Source organism: Rothia sp. ZJ932 (assembly GCF_016924835.1).
Lineage (GTDB): Bacteria > Actinomycetota > Actinomycetes > Actinomycetales > Micrococcaceae > Rothia.
In genome coordinates this window covers 2,240,411-2,261,372 of the sequence record NZ_CP070480.1, presented here as the reverse complement: position 1 = coordinate 2,261,372, position 20,962 = coordinate 2,240,411, and the positions used below count along the sequence as shown (strand labels likewise).

21 protein-coding genes are annotated in these 20,962 nt (G+C 53.5%); 14 read left to right on the top strand and 7 right to left on the bottom strand.

Annotated elements, in window-relative coordinates; translation table 11 throughout:
* Positions 1 to 129: 129 nt before the first annotated feature.
* The 8 genes from rpmH (at position 130) to JR346_RS10270 (ending at position 6,359) form a co-directional block, all read left to right on the top strand.
* Positions 130 to 267, top strand: a complete 138-nt coding sequence (rpmH, locus tag JR346_RS10305) for a 50S ribosomal protein L34 (protein WP_204877771.1) — start codon at positions 130 to 132, stop codon at positions 265 to 267.
* A gap of 104 nt (positions 268 to 371) precedes the next feature.
* Positions 372 to 788, top strand: coding sequence for a ribonuclease P protein component (gene rnpA, locus JR346_RS10300; protein ID WP_205482457.1), 417 nt, complete (start codon positions 372 to 374; stop codon positions 786 to 788).
* 7 nt (positions 789 to 795) lie between these two features.
* Positions 796 to 1,191 (top strand): membrane protein insertion efficiency factor YidD, encoded by a 396-nt coding sequence (yidD, locus tag JR346_RS10295; RefSeq protein WP_204877773.1) that lies wholly within the window; start codon positions 796 to 798, stop codon positions 1,189 to 1,191.
* A 64-nt stretch (positions 1,192 to 1,255) separates the two neighbouring features.
* Complete coding sequence (yidC, locus tag JR346_RS10290; RefSeq protein WP_205482456.1) at positions 1,256 to 2,230, top strand: membrane protein insertase YidC; 975 nt, start codon at positions 1,256 to 1,258, stop codon at positions 2,228 to 2,230.
* A gap of 53 nt (positions 2,231 to 2,283) precedes the next feature.
* Positions 2,284 to 2,793: a R3H domain-containing nucleic acid-binding protein gene (locus JR346_RS10285; protein ID WP_204877775.1), complete on the top strand. Its 510-nt coding sequence runs from the start codon at positions 2,284 to 2,286 to the stop codon at positions 2,791 to 2,793.
* Between the two features lie 3 nt (positions 2,794 to 2,796).
* Positions 2,797 to 3,435, top strand: coding sequence for a 16S rRNA (guanine(527)-N(7))-methyltransferase RsmG (gene rsmG, locus JR346_RS10280; protein ID WP_205482455.1), 639 nt, complete (start codon positions 2,797 to 2,799; stop codon positions 3,433 to 3,435).
* Positions 3,436 to 4,116: 681 nt separating this feature from the next.
* Positions 4,117 to 4,929 carry a ParA family protein gene (locus tag JR346_RS10275; protein ID WP_239479073.1) on the top strand — a complete coding sequence of 271 codons (813 nt, stop codon included), beginning with the start codon at positions 4,117 to 4,119 and terminating at the stop codon, positions 4,927 to 4,929.
* Positions 4,930 to 5,111: 182 nt separating this feature from the next.
* The gene (locus JR346_RS10270; protein WP_205482454.1) at positions 5,112 to 6,359 is read left to right on the top strand and encodes a ParB/RepB/Spo0J family partition protein; all 1,248 of its coding nucleotides are present in this window, start codon (positions 5,112 to 5,114) and stop codon (positions 6,357 to 6,359) included.
* Positions 6,360 to 6,723: 364 nt separating this feature from the next.
* Here JR346_RS10270 and JR346_RS10265 read toward each other — a convergent pair whose 3' ends face one another.
* The 7 genes from JR346_RS10265 to JR346_RS10235 form a co-directional block, all read right to left on the bottom strand.
* The gene (locus JR346_RS10265) at positions 6,724 to 6,918 is read right to left on the bottom strand and encodes a hypothetical protein (RefSeq protein WP_205482453.1); all 195 of its coding nucleotides are present in this window, start codon (positions 6,916 to 6,918) and stop codon (positions 6,724 to 6,726) included.
* Between the two features lie 891 nt (positions 6,919 to 7,809).
* Complete coding sequence (locus JR346_RS10260; protein ID WP_205482452.1) at positions 7,810 to 8,625, bottom strand: formate/nitrite transporter family protein; 816 nt, start codon at positions 8,623 to 8,625, stop codon at positions 7,810 to 7,812.
* Between the two features lie 120 nt (positions 8,626 to 8,745).
* Positions 8,746 to 9,072 carry a thioredoxin gene (trxA, locus tag JR346_RS10255; protein WP_204877781.1) on the bottom strand — a complete coding sequence of 109 codons (327 nt, stop codon included), beginning with the start codon at positions 9,070 to 9,072 and terminating at the stop codon, positions 8,746 to 8,748.
* A 60-nt stretch (positions 9,073 to 9,132) separates the two neighbouring features.
* Positions 9,133 to 10,164 (bottom strand): thioredoxin-disulfide reductase, encoded by a 1,032-nt coding sequence (gene trxB / locus JR346_RS10250; protein ID WP_205482451.1) that lies wholly within the window; start codon positions 10,162 to 10,164, stop codon positions 9,133 to 9,135.
* A 197-nt stretch (positions 10,165 to 10,361) separates the two neighbouring features.
* Positions 10,362 to 11,615, bottom strand: a complete 1,254-nt coding sequence (locus JR346_RS10245) for a serine/threonine protein kinase (protein ID WP_205482450.1) — start codon at positions 11,613 to 11,615, stop codon at positions 10,362 to 10,364.
* A 146-nt stretch (positions 11,616 to 11,761) separates the two neighbouring features.
* Entirely contained in the window at positions 11,762 to 13,417 is a 1,656-nt protein-coding gene (gene murJ / locus JR346_RS10240) for a murein biosynthesis integral membrane protein MurJ (protein ID WP_205482449.1), read from the bottom strand.
* Between the two features lie 38 nt (positions 13,418 to 13,455).
* The gene (locus JR346_RS10235) at positions 13,456 to 13,959 is read right to left on the bottom strand and encodes an NUDIX hydrolase (protein WP_204877785.1); all 504 of its coding nucleotides are present in this window, start codon (positions 13,957 to 13,959) and stop codon (positions 13,456 to 13,458) included.
* A gap of 113 nt (positions 13,960 to 14,072) precedes the next feature.
* On the opposite strand from JR346_RS10235, the gene JR346_RS10230 reads away from it, so the two are divergent.
* The 6 genes from JR346_RS10230 to JR346_RS10205 all read left to right on the top strand — a co-directional run bounded on the left by JR346_RS10230 (position 14,073) and on the right by JR346_RS10205 (position 20,954).
* Complete coding sequence (locus JR346_RS10230) at positions 14,073 to 15,491, top strand: CCA tRNA nucleotidyltransferase (RefSeq protein WP_205482448.1); 1,419 nt, start codon at positions 14,073 to 14,075, stop codon at positions 15,489 to 15,491.
* A 219-nt stretch (positions 15,492 to 15,710) separates the two neighbouring features.
* A complete protein-coding gene (locus JR346_RS10225; RefSeq protein ID WP_205482447.1) occupies positions 15,711 to 16,745 on the top strand; it encodes an ABC transporter ATP-binding protein in 1,035 nt (344 codons plus the stop codon).
* A complete protein-coding gene (locus JR346_RS10220; protein ID WP_205482446.1) occupies positions 16,746 to 17,630 on the top strand; it encodes an ABC transporter permease subunit in 885 nt (294 codons plus the stop codon).
* 15 nt (positions 17,631 to 17,645) lie between these two features.
* Complete coding sequence (locus tag JR346_RS10215; RefSeq protein ID WP_205482445.1) at positions 17,646 to 18,995, top strand: sensor histidine kinase; 1,350 nt, start codon at positions 17,646 to 17,648, stop codon at positions 18,993 to 18,995.
* A gap of 10 nt (positions 18,996 to 19,005) precedes the next feature.
* Positions 19,006 to 19,686, top strand: coding sequence for a response regulator transcription factor (locus JR346_RS10210; RefSeq protein WP_204877790.1), 681 nt, complete (start codon positions 19,006 to 19,008; stop codon positions 19,684 to 19,686).
* 38 nt (positions 19,687 to 19,724) lie between these two features.
* Positions 19,725 to 20,954 carry a hypothetical protein gene (locus JR346_RS10205; protein ID WP_205482444.1) on the top strand — a complete coding sequence of 410 codons (1,230 nt, stop codon included), beginning with the start codon at positions 19,725 to 19,727 and terminating at the stop codon, positions 20,952 to 20,954.
* Positions 20,955 to 20,962: the final 8 nt, after the last annotated feature.

Here is a 20,962-nt window from a genome sequence, read left to right as displayed (position 1 = left end):
ATAAGGAGCACAAGCGACCGTAGATCCGGGCGAAACCGTACACAGCAAGAAATTTGCGCGCGCAGTGTCTACAGAAAAACTTTTCTTCTGTAGCACCGTGAACGCGTGAAACAACCGAAAGACAACATCATGTCAAAGCGTACTTTCCAGCCGAATAACCGCCGTCGTGCCAAGAAGCACGGCTTCCGCCTGCGTATGCGTACCCGCGCTGGTCGTGCAATCCTCGCACACCGCCGCTCAAAGGGTCGCGCAAAGCTCTCAGCATAAGGTTTTCGCAGCTTAAACGGTGAAGCCCTCAACTGGTTCAGTTGGGGGCTTTCTCCTTATCACACTACTTTTCACTACCTCTACCAAGGACGCCCGTAACTCTTATGCTTGCCGCAGTACACCGCATGCGCACCAGAGCCCAGTTCGCAGTAGCAACACGCACCGGTGCCAAAGTAGGACGCAAAACCCTCGTACTGTACGCCGCGCCGGTAGAGCACACCCCAACGCTGGTGGGTTTCATTGTGTCTAAAGCCGTTGGTAACTCGGTAATGCGCAATAAAGTACAGCGCAAACTACGCCACATCAGTGCAGACTCGCTAAGAACCCACGCGGAGGGCTATTATTTTGTAGTAAGAGCTTTACCAGCAGCAGCCTCAGCTAGCTACGAAACGCTCAATAATGACTACACATCGGCGCTCGCTAGCGCCCTTGCCAAACTCAGCCCCGCTGAAACCACTGCAGTAGCACCACGCTCTGACGCTGCAGATGCACCCGTACCGCAGCCGCGAGAGGAGCTCTAATTTACCCATGGGCACCGCACCGCGCACCGCTGATACCAACGAGCAGCGATTAGAAGATGCACCCCACGAGTTCGTGCGTCCCACCTCCATTACCCACGCGCTGTGGAGTCTGCCCCAAAACACGCTCACTGCTTTTCTCAAGCTCTACCGCATGCTGGTCTCACCCCTGTACGGCAACGTCTGCCGCTACTACCCCAGCTGCTCAGCTTACGGGCTAGAATCAGTCACCGTTCACGGCACTTGCAAAGGCCTATCGCTCACGGTCAGACGCCTACTGCGATGCCACCCCTGGGCAACCGGCGGTTTAGACCCAGTGCCCGCTGGCAAACGTTCTTTCACCCCCGGCGAAGAACCAAAAATAATACTTTTGAACCATCCTGAACGCGTCGCCCCTCACTCATAACGGCACGCCCCCAGATACCCACCCAACCCTGCCAGAATAAGCCCCTGGCGTAGGAGATAACTTAATGTTTGATGCAATACTGTGGCCCTTCAAATGGATCGTTTCACTAATCCTGACCGGTTTCCACAACCTCTTCACCACCATCGGTCTTGATCCCTCATCCGGTTTGAACTGGGTGCTGTGCATCGTCGTCCTAACCTTGGTTATGCGTGTTCTCACCATTCCGCTGTTCTTGAAGCAGATCAAATCAATGCGCGGCATGCAGGAACTCCAGCCCGAATTGCTGAAGCTGCAGGCAAAATACAAGGGTAAGACCGATCAGCTTTCTCGCCAGGCAATGGCGCAGGAGCAGATGGCGCTCTACAAAGAAAAGGGCACCAACCCTCTCGCGTCCTGCCTACCCATTCTGGTGCAAATGCCCATCTTCTTCGGCCTCTTGCAGGTACTGAACGGTGTACCCGGTGCAGCTCGCAACAATGAGGGTATTCTCATGCTCTCACCGTCTGATGTCACCTCCTTCAATGACGCCTTCGTCTTCGGTGCGCCCCTGTTCTCCACCATGATGCAGCCCGGCAACGGCAACCACACCTCCACCATCGCCATCGCAGGCGTCCTCGTGGTTCTGATGAGCTTGACCCAGTTCATCACCATGAAGCAGCTCTCAGCCAAAAACATGTCTGACGCTGCCAAAGAATCCTCCATATACCGCCAGCAGCAGATTCTGCTCTACGTCTTCCCCATCATCTTCCTCATCACCGGCATTAACTTCCCCATCGGTGTGCTGATCTACTGGACCGTCTCAAACCTCTGGTCAATGGGGCAGCAGTGGTGGGTTATCCGCAACAACCCCTCACCCAACTCACAGGCAGAACGCGAACTTAACGCCCGCCGTGCCGCTAAAGGTCTGCCCCCCGTTGGCAAAACTAAAGAACAGCACGACCAGGAACAGGCAGAAATCCGCGAACGCGCAACCCGCGGTCAGCGAGTACAACCCGTTGGCAAAAAACGTCAGAAACAGCAGCTCAAAAAGAACAAATAGCTTCTAGCCTCTACGTTTTGCCTACCCCCTTTCCACCAGAAAAGAGCTTTGTAATGTCTGAAACTGAAATCTTCGACGAGATAGATATCACCACCCTCGAAGAGGAAGGCGACATCGCCGCTGACTACCTCGAAGAACTGCTTGATATCGCTGATATCGACGGCGACATCGACATCGAAATTCGTAACAACCGCAACTACATTTCGGTAGTAACCGACGGTGAAGAGAACGAAGACCTTCGAGCTCTCATCGGCTCCAAAGGCGAGGTGCTTGACTCCCTACAGGAACTCGTCCGCCTCTCCGTTCTCGCCTCCACTGGCAACCGCTCACGCCTGATCCTCGATATCGCCAACCACCGTGCAGGACGCCAGCAGCGCCTAGCTAAACTTGCAATGGACGCCATCACCTCCGTCCAAGAAAACGGCGAAGAGGTACACCTGCCCCCGCTCGGTGCCTACGAACGCAAACTTGTTCACGACCTCGTGGCAGAACACGGTCTCATCTCAGCATCCCAGGGCGAAGGACGCGACCGCCACATCGTTATCTCAGTCGAAAGCGAGTAACCAGTGAGCCAAACCCCCGAACTAACCGGTAGCGACCTCACCGCCGCACACGCCGTTTTTGGCGACCGTCTGCCCCTAGCGCAGCGCTACGTTGAACACCTCGCAACCAGCGGCATCGAACGCGGCCTCATCGGACCACGCGAAATGCCCCGCCTCTGGGCACGTCATGTGCTCAACTGTGCCGTCGTACAGGAACACATCGAACAGGGCGCCTCAGTAGCCGACGTAGGATCCGGAGCAGGGCTTCCTGGCCTCTGCCTAGCAATTGCACGCCCCGACCTCCAGCTGACCCTCATAGAGCCCCTAGAGCGCCGCGTCATCTGGCTCACCGAAGTCGTTGACGATCTGGGTCTTGAGAACGTCGATATCATCCGCGGACGCGCCGAACAAGCTGTCGGGCAGGTGGACGCCGACTATGTCACCGCCCGCGCCGTCTCAGCCCTGGTAGGACTGCTCGACATCACCCTGCCAATCCTGCGAGGCACCGGCACCCTGCTCGCCCTCAAAGGTCGCAGCGCAGCAGAAGAAATCACCAAAGCGAAAAAGAAGCTCAATAAGTACGGCGCTCGCGAGACCGAGATTATTCTCGCCGGCGAGAACCTGCTAGAAGAGTCCACTACCGTGGTACGAGTGACGCTCTAACGTCTCTTTCTGCCTCACCTCAAGCCCACCGCCCCTTCGCAGGGACGGTGGGCTTTTTGCTAGCTACTGATGCCCCGCTGTCTCTAGTCTTAGGGGCGACCGTAACCTGAAGCAGTCGCTGATGTGCTCTCTACAAGAAACTTCTTCACTTCACGCGCAGCCTGCCTGCCCGCCTTGCCCTGCACCAATCACTATTGAAGTAAAGACATGTTGGTTGCTCACTGCCATCTCCTTATTTTCAAGATTTATACTTACGTCACTGTCAATGGGAGAACGTGCAAATTTATACCGTGTTGGGGCGGTTTCACGTGAAACACCCCTTAATATTCAGAATATAAACCTTTATAGGTTTTAAAAAATTATCTTGCTGGTGATTGTTGGACGTGCCGGGTAGTCTTAGAGAAACGAGAAACCGCTGCACTGAACCTACCCTGAGAGGGTGTGGGAGTGTCGGTTACCCCTGACAGTATTGAAGGAAAGAACCTCATGAGCGCAAATGTAAAGCCGGCGGATTTTGGTCTACCTCCGGAACCCACCTCAGATGCAAAAGCATCGTCACCCGATCGTGGCAAGCGTGTTTCACGTGAAACATTAGAAAAGATCGAGCGCTCATCATCGGCGGCAGCCAACACCCCGCTCGCCAAAGAGGCTGTTTCGGAACGCCAGCAGTTCGCAGCTCTCATGAAAACTGAAGTCCAAAAGCCGGCATCAACCCGCATCTTTACCATCTCAAACCAGAAAGGCGGGGTGGGTAAAACCTCAACCGCTGTTAACCTTGCAGCTGCCCTAGCGCTCAAAGGGCTCAACGTACTGGTAATTGACAACGACCCCCAGGGTAATGCGTCCACCGCCCTCAACATTGAACACAGCACCGAGGTGAAAAGTACCTACGATGTGCTCATCGAAGATCTGCCTTTGGCGCAAGTGGTCCAGCCCGCTCCCGACGTAGAGAATCTGTGGGTAGCCCCTGCCAACATTGACCTTGCCGGTGCCGAGATTGAACTGGTCTCGATGGTTGCACGTGAAACACGGTTGAAGTCAGCAATTTCAGATTACGCTGCGTATCGCGAACGTGAAGGGCTGTCTCGCCTGGACTACATCTTTATCGACTGCCCGCCGAGCTTGGGTCTGCTGACCATTAACGCGTTTGTTGCTGCCCAAGAGGTACTGATTCCAATTCAGGCAGAATACTACGCATTGGAGGGCTTGAGTCAGCTGCTGAAGAATATCGGCATGATTCAAAAGCACCTCAATAGTGAGCTTCACGTCAGCACTATCATGCTTACGATGTACGACGGTCGTACCAACCTCGCGTCCCAGGTTGCTGAAGAGGTGCGCAGGCACTTTCCGAACGAGGTATTGGGTGCCATGATTCCTCGTTCAGTTCGCATTTCAGAGGCGCCCAGCTACCAGCAGACAGTACTTACCTACGATCCGCACTCGACTGGAGCTATTGCCTATCTCAAGGCCGCCCTTGAAATAGCAAACAAATAAACAACTAAAAACAGTTGTTATTTGTATATAAAGCCCTGTTTGATTCTTAAGAATCAAACAGGGCTTTATGTGTTTCACGTGAAACATAGCCCGCCACCGGCGGATCGTAGACCCCCCTTTTTCTCTGACTGCTTTAGACTTGAAAGGAAGAATTTTTCAGCAAGAGCAGGAGCTAAAGCATCGTGGCAGAAAAACGACGTGGACTGGGGAGGGGCTTAGGTGCTCTCATTCCTTCAGGTGACGAAAACACCGATATCTTCAAAACCGCAGAGCAGGAGCCGGTAGAGCAGAAGAGCCAGACAGAGCATCAGCAAGCTGATACCACGGTGGGTTCTTCAGCTACAGAAAAATCTGTCGAGCCTCGCATCTCAACCCCGAGGAAGACCCGTCAGCCTGCGACTGCGCCAGTTGAGCAAGCTGCTGAGAGACCCACTGAAAGCAATACTGTCGAGCCGGACGTGAATAAAGCATCGAAGCCTAAGAACAATGTTTCACGTGAAACGAAGAAAAAGCGTGCTGACATGGGAGTTGCCCTGCGTAGCGCCGGGGCAACCAAGCGTCCAGCCGACTTTTTCTTCGGCTCTGAGAACGCAGATACTCTGGTTCCCGTACCCGGCGCGAAGTTTGTCGAACTTAAAATCGCTGATATTCACCCCAACCACAAACAGCCGCGTATTGATTTTGACGAACACGATATGCAGGAGCTCGTACACTCAATCCAGGAAATCGGCATCCTGCAGCCCATTGTAGTGCGACCTAGCGAAGACACTAACGCTCCTGAGAAGTACGAGCTGGTCATGGGTGAGCGCCGCTGGAGGGCTAGTCAGCGGGCTGGTCGCACCACAATTCCAGCCATTATTCGCGAGACTAAGAACGTTGATCTCTTGCGTGATGCTCTGCTGGAAAACCTGCACCGTAGCCAGCTGAACCCCATTGAAGAAGCAGCTGCTTACCAGCAGTTACTGGACGAGTTCGGAACTACCCAGGAGCAGCTGGCGCAGCGCATCGGGCGGTCGCGTCCGCAGATTTCTAACACTATTCGCCTGTTAAAGTTGCCTGCGCTGGCACAGCGCAGGGTAGCAGCTGGCGTACTCTCTGCCGGTCACGCGCGAGCCCTGCTGGGTCTCAAGAGCGCCGCAGAGGTTGAAAGAGTAGCTCAAAAGGTTGTTAATGAGGGTCTTTCGGTGCGTGCTGTTGAAGAAATGGTTCTCGCGGTGGGTTCCTCAGATTCTAAACCTGCACGCAAACCCGCACAGCCGCAGAAGCACCACGAGCGTCTTGACTACATAGCGGACGCGTTTGCAGACAAGCTCGACACGAACGTGAAGATTCAGCTGGGTGCGCGCAAGGGCAAGATGACAATTGAGTTCGCGTCTGTGGAAGATCTCAATCGTATTATTTCGGTGCTTGATCCGCAGATGGATTCCTAAGACCGGATTCTCCGCAGAAAACTTAAGCGGTGGGGCAGCATTGTGGATGCGTCCCCACCGCTTTTGTGTGTTCATGTTTCACGTGAAACACCGTGCGCTGTCTGAAATTTTGAGTGAAACCGACAGGGAGAATTGTCACTAAATCTTATGAGAGCCCATCGGTGGGTGCTGGGTCTGTGGTTCTTTACCTCTCCAGAAGTTTACGTCCTAGAGAATTGAAAGCCACCCTACCATGTGGAGGGCGAAAAATACAGAGTCGCAGGGCTGCCCGTAGGATTCGCTAACGTGAGGCTCTGTTGCTGCAATAGTGCGAATACTGGCTAGATTGAGTAGCCCCCGGCTGCCAGTAGGAGAAAAACGCCAATTATCGGTTCGAGAATGAGAGCGTTGAAAGAACCGATGTAAAGAGCAGAATGCCCCAGCCACGCAGTGAGTGACCCAAGAAGAACTCGTGGGTGCCTAGGTATCCCTGCCAGCAGGCTATCTGGTATGCCCTGAACCTGGCGCGAATGAGGGGCTCAGACCTGAAATCGTCAAAATCCTCGTAACGGGGGTACATAGTTTCCCATACTCACTAGCTTATAGGCAGTTCTTGATGGATGCTTCTCTGGGACGCTTGCGGATCGTCCTTTCCACTGGCAACGCTTTATCACAAAGAATTGTCTATGTGTAAGGTCGGGATATAAAAGTTTTTATAAGCATTTTAATAGAATGTAAATTCTATTATTTATAAAATACACCGTGAAAAGTTTTAAATATTTTTATAATTTTTTAATGACTATGCTTGCTGTCATTAAGTTTTCTGCCTGATGATTAGAATTATTTGTAAAATTCTCAATTGAAATCATAGTTTCTTTAATTTTTTTACACTTCTTCTATACAAGAAAATTATAAGAGAGATATAAATAACATAAGTTATTTAAAGTTTGTTCATAAGGTAGGTGAAAACAACTAAAGATGGACGCGCGGGAAATGCCAACTGGTTGGCACCGGGAACAAAATCAACCAGTGGATGAATAATTTTGTTCCCGGTGTCGGTGGGTTTCTGTAGGTTTATTCAAAGTCCTACCAGTAGCATAAAATGCCAACCCTCGCCCCACCGCAAACATCCCAGTATACAAGGGTAAGCGGCCGCCGAAATCCCCTATGGATAACCCTCCTGTGAGCCGGGATGTGAATTGCCTTGTGAGCGTCGGCGAACTAGGTAAGAAGGTTAGTTCACCGTTGCCGCGTTCGGAGCTGTTTATATGACTTTTGAGTAAACCTTATAATCTATCTGTTGGTGAATGGCTCTCTCTGCCCCGCTTCGCTGTCAAGTTTTTAGTAATACCCGGATGCATTCGATGCGTAGGAGGCGTATCTTATGATCCTGTCAGGTGTTTTAGGGTTGCGTATAATAAAACCCTCCACTTTTATATAGAAGTGGAGGGTTTTTGTTTTTGGCAGATTGTTAAACCTGCGAGGCTTTCTTTTTACCCATGCGTTCGTGGATAACCCACTGGTAAAGACCCATGCAGATGCCGCCACCAACAATATTTCCGAGAGTTACCGGAATAAGGTTAGAGAAGATAAAAGCGGTCCAATTCAGGGTGGGATCATCGCTAATAAAAATAGCGTAAGGAATAAGGTACATATTCGCTACAGAGTGCTCGAAACCGAGAGCCACGAAAGCCGTGATGGGGCCAAGTGCTGATGCGAGCTTGTCAAAAGTGGTGCGTCCTGACAGTGACATAAAAACAGCTACGCACACCAGGAAGTTAGCGCCGATGCCCAAAGCAAAAGCCTGACCCCAGGAATATGACGTCTTTATCATTGCGGTGCTAATAATGGTTTCGCCCCAGCCGCCATCGTTGCGCAGGTGCAAGCCACCGTAGTAGCACAGCGCTACAACCATCATGGAGCCAATGAAATTGCCACCGTAGGAGCACAGCCAGTGACGTGCCCAGTTGAACCACGAGATGCGCCCTGACAGGCGAGCAGTGAGGCTCATGGTGGTGGAGGTAAAAAGCTCAGCGCCGGTAATAATTACCATCATGATGCCCACCGAGAATGTGGCACCACCAATGAGTTTCAAAATGCCCTGGGGGACGATGGAACCAGCGCCGGTAATGGTGTTGATGTAAAAAGCGAAGCCAAGAGCGATGAACGCGCCGCCAGCTAGTGCCTGAGTGATGAGTTTGAGGGTGGGTGTTTCTGCCTTCGTCTCCATGGAATTGACGAGGGTGCTCACCATCTCAGGGGGTGTAAGTATGTTTTGCTGTGTCATAAAAATAAGATTAGCAAGATTTACTAGTCTTACTTATTTCGTGAAGCATTTATGCGGTTGGCATACACAAGCGCCCCCTGTTTCACGTGAAACAGGGGGCGCTGAGGGGGCAAGGAGCGCTTACTTGAGGTAGTCCTCGAACTCCTTGAGCAGAACGGGCTTGGGCTTAGCACCTACGGTCTGCTTATCTACTTCGCCGTCTTTGAAGACATAGATTGCGGGAATAGAGGTGATGCCGTATTTCATAGCGGTTGCTTGGTTAGCTTCAACATCGACCTTGACAACCTTGACTTTACCTTCGTGCTCGCCAGCGATTTCATCGAGTACGGGGCCAACCATGCGGCAGGGACCGCACCATTCAGCCCAGAAGTCTACGATCACGGGGATATCTGACTTTAAAACTTCTTCACCAAAGGTTGAATCGGTAACTGCGAGAGCTTTGCTCATTATCTACTCCTAGAGGTTGTTGTGCGGGTAAATCTTATAGTGCGCGGTGGGCGCGGGTGTTTACAGTGATTCCAGGTAGTGCTGGGCATCAATGGCTGCTGCACAGCCAGAACCTGCCGCGGTGATTGCCTGGCGGTAGGTGGGGTCGATGACGTCACCTGCTGCGAAAACACCGGGGATAGAAGTGCATGAGGAACGACCATCAACGCGAATGGTTCCCTGCGCGGTCAGTTCCAATTTGTCTTTGACCAAATCAGTGCGGGGATCAGAACCGATAGCAACGAAAACACCCTCAATATCGAGTCGTGACTCAACGCCGGTGCGAGTGTTGCGCAGGGTTGCGTACTCCACTTTGTTCTCGCCTTCAATGGCGGCGATTTCTGAGTCCCACAGAATCTCGATCTTGGGGTTGTCATAAGCACGCTGAGCCATGATTTCTGAGGCGCGGAAAGCATCGCGACGGTGCACAATGTAAACCTTTGACGCGAAGCTGGTGAGGAACAGCGCCTCCTCCAAGGCGGAGTCGCCACCGCCTACAACGGCAAGTGCTTTTTCTTTGAAAAAGAAACCGTCGCAGGTGGCGCACCATGAGACGCCGTGACCGCTGAGGCGCTCTTCACCGTCTACACCGAGTTTGCGGTACTCAGAACCAGTAGAAATAATGACTGATTTCGCCTGGAAAACGCTGCCGTCGGTGAGGGTAACAGTCTTAACATCGCTCTCAAGCTCAAGGGAAGCGACGTCTTCAAAACGGATGTCCGCACCAAAGCGTTCTGCCTGCGCCTGTAGATTACCCATGAGCTCAGGACCCATGATGCCGTTGATGAAGCCGGGGAAGTTCTCAACCTCGGTGGTGGTCATCAGATCGCCACCGGGGGAGATGGATGATGCGAAGACGATGGGGTTGAGGTTGGCTCGTGCGGTGTAAATCGCGGCGGTGTACCCGGCAGGGCCTGAACCGACGATGATGACATCGTGAACGGTCTCATCGGTGGTGCCTGTAGGCTGTGCCTGAACGGGGTCTTCACCTGCAGAGTTAAGATTGACGCTTGCCGCGGCAAAAACGTTGCCGAAGGGTAGAGAAGTGCTCACTAAAACGCCTTTCGTCTGTGGGGCATGTGCTTACACCGGGTTAAACCCGGGATCAGTATCGATTATTCCAAAAGCGCGAAGTATTCTATAGGGCTCAGCCGGTAGTGCCGGTTGCTTGCCCTTTTAACGCTACAAGGACGCGCGTTTCGCCCGGTGAATGAACGGGTGGGCGAAGGCGCGTCCTGAGCTGTGAGGCGTTAGTTGACGGAGAGCTCCGCGATGCGCAAGCCGTACACGTAGGCGGGGGTGATGGGCTGGGCAAGCAGAGGCGCCTGGTCGAAGCGGATAATGACGAACTGGGTTTCGCCCTTCTGCGCTTCTTCGTTGAGTTTGGTGGTGATTTCGGCGGCGGTGAAGGTGCCTGAACCTACCTCTGTAGCGCCGTCGAGCGAGTTGGTGCTGTTGGTGAAGACGGTGAAGCTGCCACCGGTGCCTGAGACCTGGTTGATGACCAGTTCAGAGACGGTGGTTTCTTCTTTGAGCTCCAGGGAGATTGCGAAGTTATTGACCAGCCCGCCGAAGTTGGGGGAGCCAAACCCGTAGCTCATCCACTGGGTGTTGGGGTTGCCGTCGGTCATGTGCCCCAGGGTGCCATCCTGATCTGCCATGAAGGTGGGATTGGCGGGGGAGAGACGGCTGACGCCGGAGATTACGGGTTTGGGGAGTTCTTCTTTGGTTTCGGTGGGTTCCGGTGAGGGGATTGCGGACGCGCTGGCTGCAATGGATGTAGTGGCTGTAGCGGTTGCGGTGGGAATGGCAGCTGTGTCTTCTGGTTCATCGACCATTCTGCCGAGTTGTGAGTATACGACAGCCGCACCGATCAGAAGCAAGATGATTGCGGCGATGGCGAGCAACCACATGCCTGAGCCGGAATCTTCGTCGTCCTCGTCGTGCTCTACCTCGAACTCGTCGGGTTCGTAGGTGGTTTCGTAGGCTGTCTCGGCGCTATAGGCGGGTTCTTTGAGGGCGCTTGCAGCGGTTGCCGCGGCGGGGGCTGCTACAGACCTTGACGCTTCAAGGGGTTCTGCTCGGCGGGTGGGCTTTTCTGATTCCACCTTTACGTAGCTGTTTTCGCCGGCGTGGGAGGCGGTGTCACCGAAGATATGCTCGCCGAGGGCGTTGGTGTCGTTTGCATTTTGCGCCGCATTAGCGTGTACCAGAGATTCGGTAAGTATAGCCGGGCGGGTATGTGAAGTAATCAGATAAGCGGTGTTCTCTGACTGGCCCAGATCAAGAATCTGAACGTTAGTGCGCGGGGAGGCAGCAACCGTGCGGGCGTTAGCGAGAAGCTGCTCACCGCGTCCTGCGCTGGCTGCGACAATAGAGACACTGCGACCCAGTACCTGATCTTGACCATCGTAAATATAAACACCGTCGCTGGTTTCAACGATTTTGCCGGTGATGTTGTAACGCTCACCGAGCACGGTACCTGGTGTGAATGGTTGCGACAAGGGCCCTCCCCTATAAATATTGCTGCCTTAGAATGCAAAGTTAAGGCTGTAACTTCAAATAATACCCGGTGAACCGTAGCTAACGGTTCACGTTATGTTTGTGACGGCTATCGTGCGACTGCTCCGTACTGCACAGTGGTGTTGTGTTAGCGGCGTGCGAGTTTGCTGCGAATCGGGTCAGCTAACTGGTCAAATTCGCGCACCTGGAAGATTTGCAGGAAGGCATAGTAAGCGATGGCCATGACAACGCCGCCAACAGCGACAGCGAGTAGGGCGGTTAGCTGGGACTGCCAGGCGAAACCCGCGAAGCTAAAGCCGCCAAGCAACCACAGGGCAACTGCCCCTACCAGGGCTGAGCAGAAGGACGCGAGCGCAACCTGCGCGTGGGTACGCACGATATCGCGTTGCCCGTAGTCGCCGAGTCGGCGGGCAAGGACGCGGTGGCTGAGATAGACCGCCAAGATGTTCTGGGTGGCGTAGGTGCCTGCCAGGGCGAAGATAGTGTAGCGGGCGTCTACTTGTGAGGCTGCGAAGCCTGCGACGACAATGAGTAGGGCTGAGAATACTTGAATGTAGAAGGGGGTTTTCGCGTCTTCTTGGGCGTAGAAGACCCTGCCCATCATGAAGGCGATGGTCAAAAAGGGCCCGCCGAGGGAAATAACGGCGAGGACCTGACCGATTTGGGCACCAACGACGGGGTCGCCGCCTGAGAAGATCATGCCGACGGGACCAGCGAACACTACTAGGGCTACGGCGCAGAAGACGGTGGCAACAGAGGCTACGCGCAGACCCGCTGAGAGGGCGTGGCGCAGACCTGCTGCGTCGTCGCCCTGTGAGGCTTCAGACATACGGTTGAAGAGCACGGTGGCAATGGAGAGACCAATGACGCCGTGGGGCAGGGAGTAGAGCATTGAAGAGTAGTTCAGTGCCGCTACACCCAGAATCGGGATGCCCTGTTCAAGGTATTCCGCGCGAGCACCGGTTACACCAGCGGCAACGCGGGTCAGGTAGAGAAAAGCGAGATTAGAGACGATGCCGGTAGCAAGCGTCCAGCCTGCCAGCTTGGCTGAATCGCCCAAGCCCATGCCGCGCCACTTGAATTTCGGGCGCAATTTCAAGCCCACTGTACGCAGGGGCAACAACAAAATGAGTGCCTGACAAATAACGCCCAGGGTCGCTGAACCAGCCAATACCAGGGTCTGGGTGGACGTCCACGACTCCAAAGAATGTAGCGGCGGGTTGCTCATCCGCTGAGCACCAAAGCCCCAGATAAAGCCCAGCACACCAATAATCGCTACAACGTTATTGACTACCGGCGCCCACATGAACCAGCCAAAAGCACCGCGGGCATTGAGCACCTGACCAATAATGGTGTAAATGCCGTAAAAAAGGATCTGCGGAAAACACCACAGCGCAAAAATGAAACCGAGTTCGCGCTGCTCCGGCGACCAGCCGCGTCCCATCACCGTAATAATCGGCCACGCGCACACCACAACCACCACAGTGACAGCAAAAATACCCGTCACCGCCAGCGTCACCAAACGCGAGACGAAATCAGAGCCACCGTCATCGTGCTTAGCAGCCTTAATAATCTGCGGCACCAACACCGCATTGAAAATACCGCCAGCCACCAACACATAAATCAGGTTCGGCAAAGTGTTCGATGTTTCAAAAACATCGCCCACCGTTGTTGCCGAACCCAAAGCAATGGTAATCAGAAAAGTTTTAACAAAACCCAGCACACGAGAAACCATCGTTCCCGCAGCCATAATTGCGCTCGATAAAGCACCGGTACGCGCCACAACAAGCCCTCACTGCCGCTAACCAGCCCCCCACAAACCTAGGAAAGCTGATGAATAATGTACTCACGCGCAATCTCAGCGATGCGACGCTCGTTCGGAAAAGAAAGCCTACGGCCCAGATCATTAATATCAACCCAGGCAACATCAACTGCCTCGTGATCAGGATCTTTCTCGGTGGTCAAATACCCGCCCGTTGCATTCAACAAAAAATGATGCACCGTTTTATGAACCCGGTGACCACCCACCGTAAACCAATAATCAATACTACCCAGAGAAGCTAAAACATCACCGGCGATGCCCGTCTCTTCTTCAATTTCGCGGGCAGCGGCGTCCTCGTTCGTCTCAACACCCTCAGGGTGCCCCTTCGGCAGACACCATTCCACACGTCCGCCCCTGTTCACTCGGGCAATAATCGCTACCGGCAAAGAAGGCTTCTCAAAATCAACAATCACGCCGCCAGCAGAGATTTCCTCAACCGTAGGCAGCATCGACACAGGTGTCACAACCCGATTCTTTGGTGCTCTAGGTACTGGAAAAGTCATGTTACTACCTTACCGAAAACTTGCCCTACCTTTTGCCCGCTTTCACAAGATACCTTCTGACAAACACCTCAAAGTATGCCGAACACCCAAACATCTGGCACGATTAAGGCACTATGGTTGCGAATTTTAAGACATCACACATTGACCCCATTGCCCTTGAACTGGGGGAGCTCTTTGCCCGCCACGGCTTTGAACTGGCACTGGTAGGCGGGCCCGTGCGCGACCTCATCTTGGGTACGAAAGCTATCGACCTTGATTTCACCACTAACGCTTCCCCCGACCAAACCCTAGAGATAACGGCCGAATGGGCAGATGCGACCTGGGATATCGGGCGCGATTTTGGCACCATCGGTATTCGTAAAGGCGATGAAACCGTAGAAATCACCACCTACCGGGCAGATTCTTACGACCCTGATTCACGCAAGCCCACCGTAGCTTTTGGCGATAACCTCAACGACGATCTCTTTCGCCGCGACTTCACCATTAACTCCATGGCGCTACGCCTACCCACTCTTGAACTCGTAGACCCCTATGGGGGCACCCGCGACCTCGAAGCTGGAATCATCCAGACCCCCGGCGCCGCCGAAACCTCTTTCTCCGATGATCCCCTGCGCATGATGCGCGCCGCCCGATTTGCTGCCCGCTTCAACTATGCGCTCGCTGACGATGTTTTCGACGCCATGAAGAACATGGCAGGACGCATTGAAATCATCTCTGCGGAGCGCGTGCGCGATGAACTGACCAAACTTATTCTGGCTGACTCCCCCCGCCGCGGCATCGACTTGCTGGTAGACACCGGGCTTGCCGACTACATTCTGCCCGAAATCCCGGCCCTCAAACTAGAGGCTGATGAACACCACCACAAGGACGTCTACCAGCACTCCCTGACCGTCATGGAACAGGCCATAGCCCAAGAAACCGGTGCCGACGGTGCGGTACCCGCCCCCGACTTTGTACTGCGCTTTGCCGCCCTCATGCATGACTGCGGTAAACCGGCCACCCGCAAATTTGAACCCAACGGCACCGTCAGCTTCTTGCATCACGACGTCGTGGGAGCCAAAATCACCAAAAAACGCATGCGCGCCTTACGCTTTGATAACGACACCATCAAAGCGGTCGCTCGCCTCGTCGAGCTGCACATGCGCTTCTATGGGTACGGTGACGCCGGTTGGAGCGACTCGGCCGTACGCCGCTATGTGCGCGACGCCGGCGATTTACTGGAGCGTCTACACCGCCTCACCCGGGCGGACGTCACCACCCGCAATAAACGCAAAGCCAACAAAATCGCCCGCGCCTACGACGACCTCGAACGCCGCATCGAAGAACTCGCCGAACAAGAAGAACTCAACGCCATGCGTCCTGACCTCGACGGTCAGCAAATCATGGCAATCCTAGGCATCAAACCCGGCCCCGCAGTCGGCAAAGCCTACAAATACCTTCTCAACATGAGGCTAGACGAAGGCGCCCTCGGCGAAGAAGAAGCAACCAACCGCCTCAAATCATGGTGGGCAGAACAAGAAACCACCTCATAACTCCCCCCCCACCGGTTAACGACGAAAACCCCACCTGCGCAGGTGGGGTTTTCTCATAAGCCCCTAAAATCCACCGAAAAATCGTCCGCAAGGAGGGTAGAGCTAGCTCTACTTTCCCTTAAAATCAGCCCGCAGAACCTTACACGTCCCCATTCAGTGCCGTAGTATGAACCTAGAAGAGCACCAACACATTCGCTGACACAGGGAGGGAAGTTCGCAATGTTAGAAGTCACGAACCTCACCAAAAAATACGGTGACAAAGTAGCTGTCAACGACATCAGCTTCACCGTGCCTGACGGCAAAGTCACCGGATTCCTCGGCCCCAACGGCGCCGGAAAATCCACCACCATGCGCATGCTCATCGGGCTCGAAAATCCCACCTCAGGCACTGCGCTCGTTGACGGTCAAAAATACACCTCGCTCTCATCACCGCTAGCATCAGTCGGTGCCCTGCTGGATGCAAAAGCCATGCACCCCGGCCGCTCCGGCATGCAGCACCTGCGCTCGCTGGCTCTCACCCACGGTATCCCTAAGAGCCGCGTTGATGAGGTTATCGAGATGACCGGTCTGAGTGCCGTGTCCAAGAAAAAAGTTAAGGGTTTCTCCTTGGGTATGGGGCAGCGCATGGGTATCGCCGGTGCGCTGTTGGGCGACCCTCAGAACGTTATCCTTGATGAGCCCGTTAACGGTCTCGACCCCGAGGGCGTCATCTGGGTACGCAACCTTGCCCGTCACCTAGCCTCCGAGGGCAAATGCGTCCTCATTTCATCACACTTGATGAGCGAAATGGCGCAGACCGCTGACGACCTCGTAGTAATCGGCCGCGGTAGGGTACTGGCTAACACCTCTATCAAAGACTTTTTGGAGCAGGCAGATAACTCCCGTCTGCTGGTACGTGCGGACGCGCGTGAGCAGCTTGAGCGCATCCTGCGAGACGGTGCTCCCACTGCCGAGGAACTCACCATTACCCCGGTGGAAACTGACGGTCTTATGGTCAGTGGTGTAGATGCCCGTGACCTTGCCCGTAGAGCTATGGAATCAGGCATTGTGCTTCACGAGCTCACTCCGCAGATTGCGACCCTTGAAGAGGTCTATATGCAGATGACCCGCGATGACGTTGAGTACCACTCTGGTGGTTTTGAGCCTGCAGGTTCTGTGATTACGGACGGTGGTAACCCCAGCGTCACCCCGCAGGCAGCACCAGCAACCATGTATGAGAAAGCCCAGACCCCCTGGGGCTCGAAAGGCGAGTAAATGACTACTACAACTTTTTCCCCGAAGGCTTCGCGGTACGCGGACAAGAAACTCTCGTTCTTTGGTGTTGTGCGTTCTGAATTTCTTAAGTTCCGCACTCTCACCACCAACTGGGTGATGACCGGCGTCTTGGCTGTGGTGGTTATCGGTTTCGCCATGCTGGGCGGTCTGTTTATTAACAGCATGTACAAGAGTGCCCTGTCTGCCGCAGAGATGGAGGGCTTGCCTGCCGGATCTGTGGATCAGTCCGCAGCTACAAGTTTCGCGAATGACGTTTTCTCTAACGGTGCAGTGAGCATGGATATGGCAAATATGCTGATTGCATCTATTGCCGTGGTCTTTGTTGCTTCTGAATATGCCACGCGGTCTATAAGTACTACTCTGGCCACAGTACCTAAACGTTCCATGGTATTTTTCGCCAAGCTACTGATGGTGAGTGTTTACAGCTTCACCTTGGGCTTCGTACTGTCGTTGCTTGGGTTCTTTGCTTCTTACGCGATTCTTGAACCTGCAATACGTGATGCTAACCCCTTTGAAGTTGGTGTGCTCTACAACTGCTTGGCAGTAGCCGCCTACTTCATGATGCTTGCGTGGATGGGAATTGGCTTTGGCGCTCTCATGCGTAATAATGCCGGCGGCATCGTATTAGTGGTTTCTTGCCTCTTTGTCTTGCCGATTATGTTTGCGCTTTTTGCTGGAGGTTTTGAATGGGCTACTAATATGGTGCCCTACATGCCTAACTTATTAGGGCACAGCATGGTGGCCTACGAAGTTGCAGCCGACGCTAAACACAATAATCTTGAAGCAGCGGGATACCTTGCCATTTGGTGTGTTGTCCCGGCAGTTTTGGGATACCTGCGATTCCGTTTTACGGATTCCAAGTAGAAAGCTGTAGAAGCCTTGAAGAAGGCTAATGAAACATTACCGGCAGGCGCTGATTTCTCTGAGGAGGGTCAGCGCCTGCTGGCGAAAAGACGCGGCCCGCTGCTGCGGTGGGTTAATGAGCATCCCGGCATTATTAATGTGGCACTGGTGGTTATGCACCTGTTGTCTTTTGTGGTGGGGTCAGCGTCTCAGGTATTGGCAGGGGATTCTGACGCGGGTCAAGCCCCAGGTTTGAGTCAAGGGGCTCAGCTTCTACTGGTGGTATCACTGGGCGTTCTCTTTTCTCTGGGGATTTTCTGGCGCAACCGCTACTCATTGTGGCTTTTGTTAGCTAGCGGTGTTGTCGATTTGATTGCTGTAGCATTCCCACTGAACAATGTGGTCAGCGGTGCTACCTCATGGGTTTTTATGTACACCCTGGGTTCACGTGAGCCTTTTAGGCGGGGTCTACTGGGATGTATTTTGTATTCCCTTATGGCTATATCTACGCAGGTGTTGCTCTATCTGCGCTCCATCAACAACTCTGGGGATCTCATTAGCGTTGAGTTCTCTGAAGGGGTGGAGTCAGCAACAACGGATTTCCCCTACATTGCAGGGGACATCATTTCTATTGCTCTGTTCTACATCACCCTCTTTTTGGTGGGACGCGCGGTACACCGCAACCGCATGTTTGAACAGGCGCTTCTGGCTGGGTTTAAACAGAATCAGGTTCTGGCTGCTGCTGAGGAACGCAATCGCATTGCTCGCGAGATGCACGATGTAATCGCCCACTCTCTCACAGTGATGATTACTCTTGCTGATGGGGCTAGGTTCGTTGCCGCTAAGAACCCCGAAAAAGCCGGTGAGGTTCTTCAAGAGCTTTCAACGACGGGGCGCACCGCACTTGCTGATATGCGCCGCACTTTGGGTGTATTGCGTTCTGATGAGGGTGAGGATGCGCGTCTAGCCCCCGCCGAGGGTGCGGAAGAAAAAGCGGTGGATAACCTGCGGGTGCTAACCGAGTCTTTTGCTAGCACCGGCATGAAGGCGAGATTTGTACACGAGGGGCAAGAGATCCCCTCTGATAACAATCTGCGGTTGAGTCTTTACCGTATTGTGCAGGAGTCACTGACCAATGCTTTGCGATATGGGCAAAATACCCAGCATATTAGTGTGAAGGTGGAGGTTAACCTGCCAGATATTTGGTTGACTATCATTAATGATGGGTCGCTACTGTGTGATTCTCTGCCACCCAGCATTGGGTCTGGTAAGGGCATTGCGGGTATGAGAGAGCGCGCTGCTTTCTACGGTGGTACGGTGCAAGCAAGCCCTCACGAAGAGGGTGGCTGGCAGGTTAAAGCCCATTTGGCATGGAATAATAGCTAGGAGGGTATATATGGCACCTCAGATAAGAGTTGTTATTGTTGACGATCAGCCCCTCATTCGTATGGGCTTCAAGATGGTCTTGGAGTCCACCGATAATATTCAGGTGGTTGGCGAGGGTGCGAACGGTCTTGAAGGGTACGATCTGGCTCGTTCATTAGCACCCGATGTTGTGCTCATGGACGTTCGTATGCCCTTGCTCAACGGCATTGACGCCACCGCTAAGATTACTGCTGAGACCGATTCAAAGGTCATTATTCTGACCACCTTTGATTTGGATGAGTATGCTTTCTCCGGTCTGCGTGCTGGCGCGAGTGCTTTCATGCTCAAAGACTCAGAACCTGATGAGTTGGTTCGTGCCGTTCAGGTGGTGAGTGCGGGAGATTCTATTGTTGCCCCGCGCATCACTAAAAAACTGGTAGAAGAGTACATCGCGCGTCCTGCTGCTCAAGAGTCGGACGCACGGTACAAACGTCAGCTGGCTCTGCTGACCAAGCGTGAGTACGAGGTGGTTGGCGCTATTGCTGAGGGTTTGTCGAATGCTGAAATTGCCCAGCGTTTCTTCGTCTCTGAGACAACAGTGAAAACCCACGTGCGTTCTATTCTGACTAAACTCGATGTGCGAGATCGCGTGCAGGTGGTTGTTTTCGCCTATGAGAGCGGGCTGGTCAGCCCGGGCGCCCGTAAACAGTAAACTTATAATTTAGATATTGATAAGAGAAAGAGGTTCTTGTGGCTGAGTCATCGCCTCAAAGCTCTCAGGCTGGCAAGAGCCGCCTTTCTTCTGCGGGCAAGAAACCTAAGCCCCGCCGCAACTACAAGCCGCCTAAGGTGATTGCGGGTATTCTCACCGCCAGGGATCGCATTACTGTGCGCAACCGCTTGTTGCTTGTTGCTTTCTCCTTGGCGCTGGTGGGTGCAGTGGTCGCGTCGATTACCAATCACCTCACGACCAATAGCACTCCCGAGCAGGCAGTGAACTCCTACTTGCGCTCACTGGAGCGCGGTAGCTATTTCTCTGCCCTTGATAAAGATGTTTTCACCGCCGATCACAAAATCTTCATTAAAAGCGCCGCTTACCGCAGGTCAACAGGGCGTATCGAAGATCACCGTATTAAGGATGTTGAGACCGCCGGTGTGAATCAGGCTGTAGCGCATGTTGAGGTCAAGGTGCATGACCAGTGGCATACCGTTGATATTCCTGTGGAGCGTCTTGAAAAAGAGGGGCTTTTGAATGACGAGTGGCAGCTGGTTAACCCCACGCAAATAGTGCAGCCTATTGAGGCTCCGCTGCCGCTGGATGCGGTAACTGTGAACGGTGTGAAAACTGATTTAGGTGCCGGTCAGGGGGCTGTAATGCCTAGTGGAGCTACCCAGTGGGGTCTTGTCCTTCTGCCCGGTGAATATCAGTTAGACACACCTAAGGGTTCATATTATTCCTTGGTAGGCATGAATAAGCCCTTCAGTGTAGCCTTGACTGACAATAAAGTGGAATCGCTGTCACTAGGGGTTCGTCCCTCATCTCGCATGTGGTCCGAGGTTGATGAAGAGGTGAGCAGGCTGGTTAAAAGGTGCGCTGAAGCCCGCAGTCTATCGCCCAGTGGGTGCCCCTCATCTGAGAAATATGTAGAAAACGGAATGTCTTTGCGGGGTAGGGTTGCTGTTCCCGCAGTAGATGATGACAGCGAAAGTGACAGTGATGTTGATGAGCGCGTGGTGGTCGAGAAGGTCCGCTGGAAACTCGTGAATCGACCTGCCCTCGTCCTTGCTCAAAACTTTGAGCAGCCCACTGTCTGGGAAGCTGAGAAACGCTCCCCCGTTGTCTTCGAGCTAACCTACGAAATCGACGGTAAAGCTCAACGTGAAACTATCGAAGCCGCAATTGACGCGCGGGTAGAATCTACAGGTAACAGCGCGAAAATTGACGTGTCATTGCAGGACGCAGAAAGCATCTCGCAGTAACACATTTC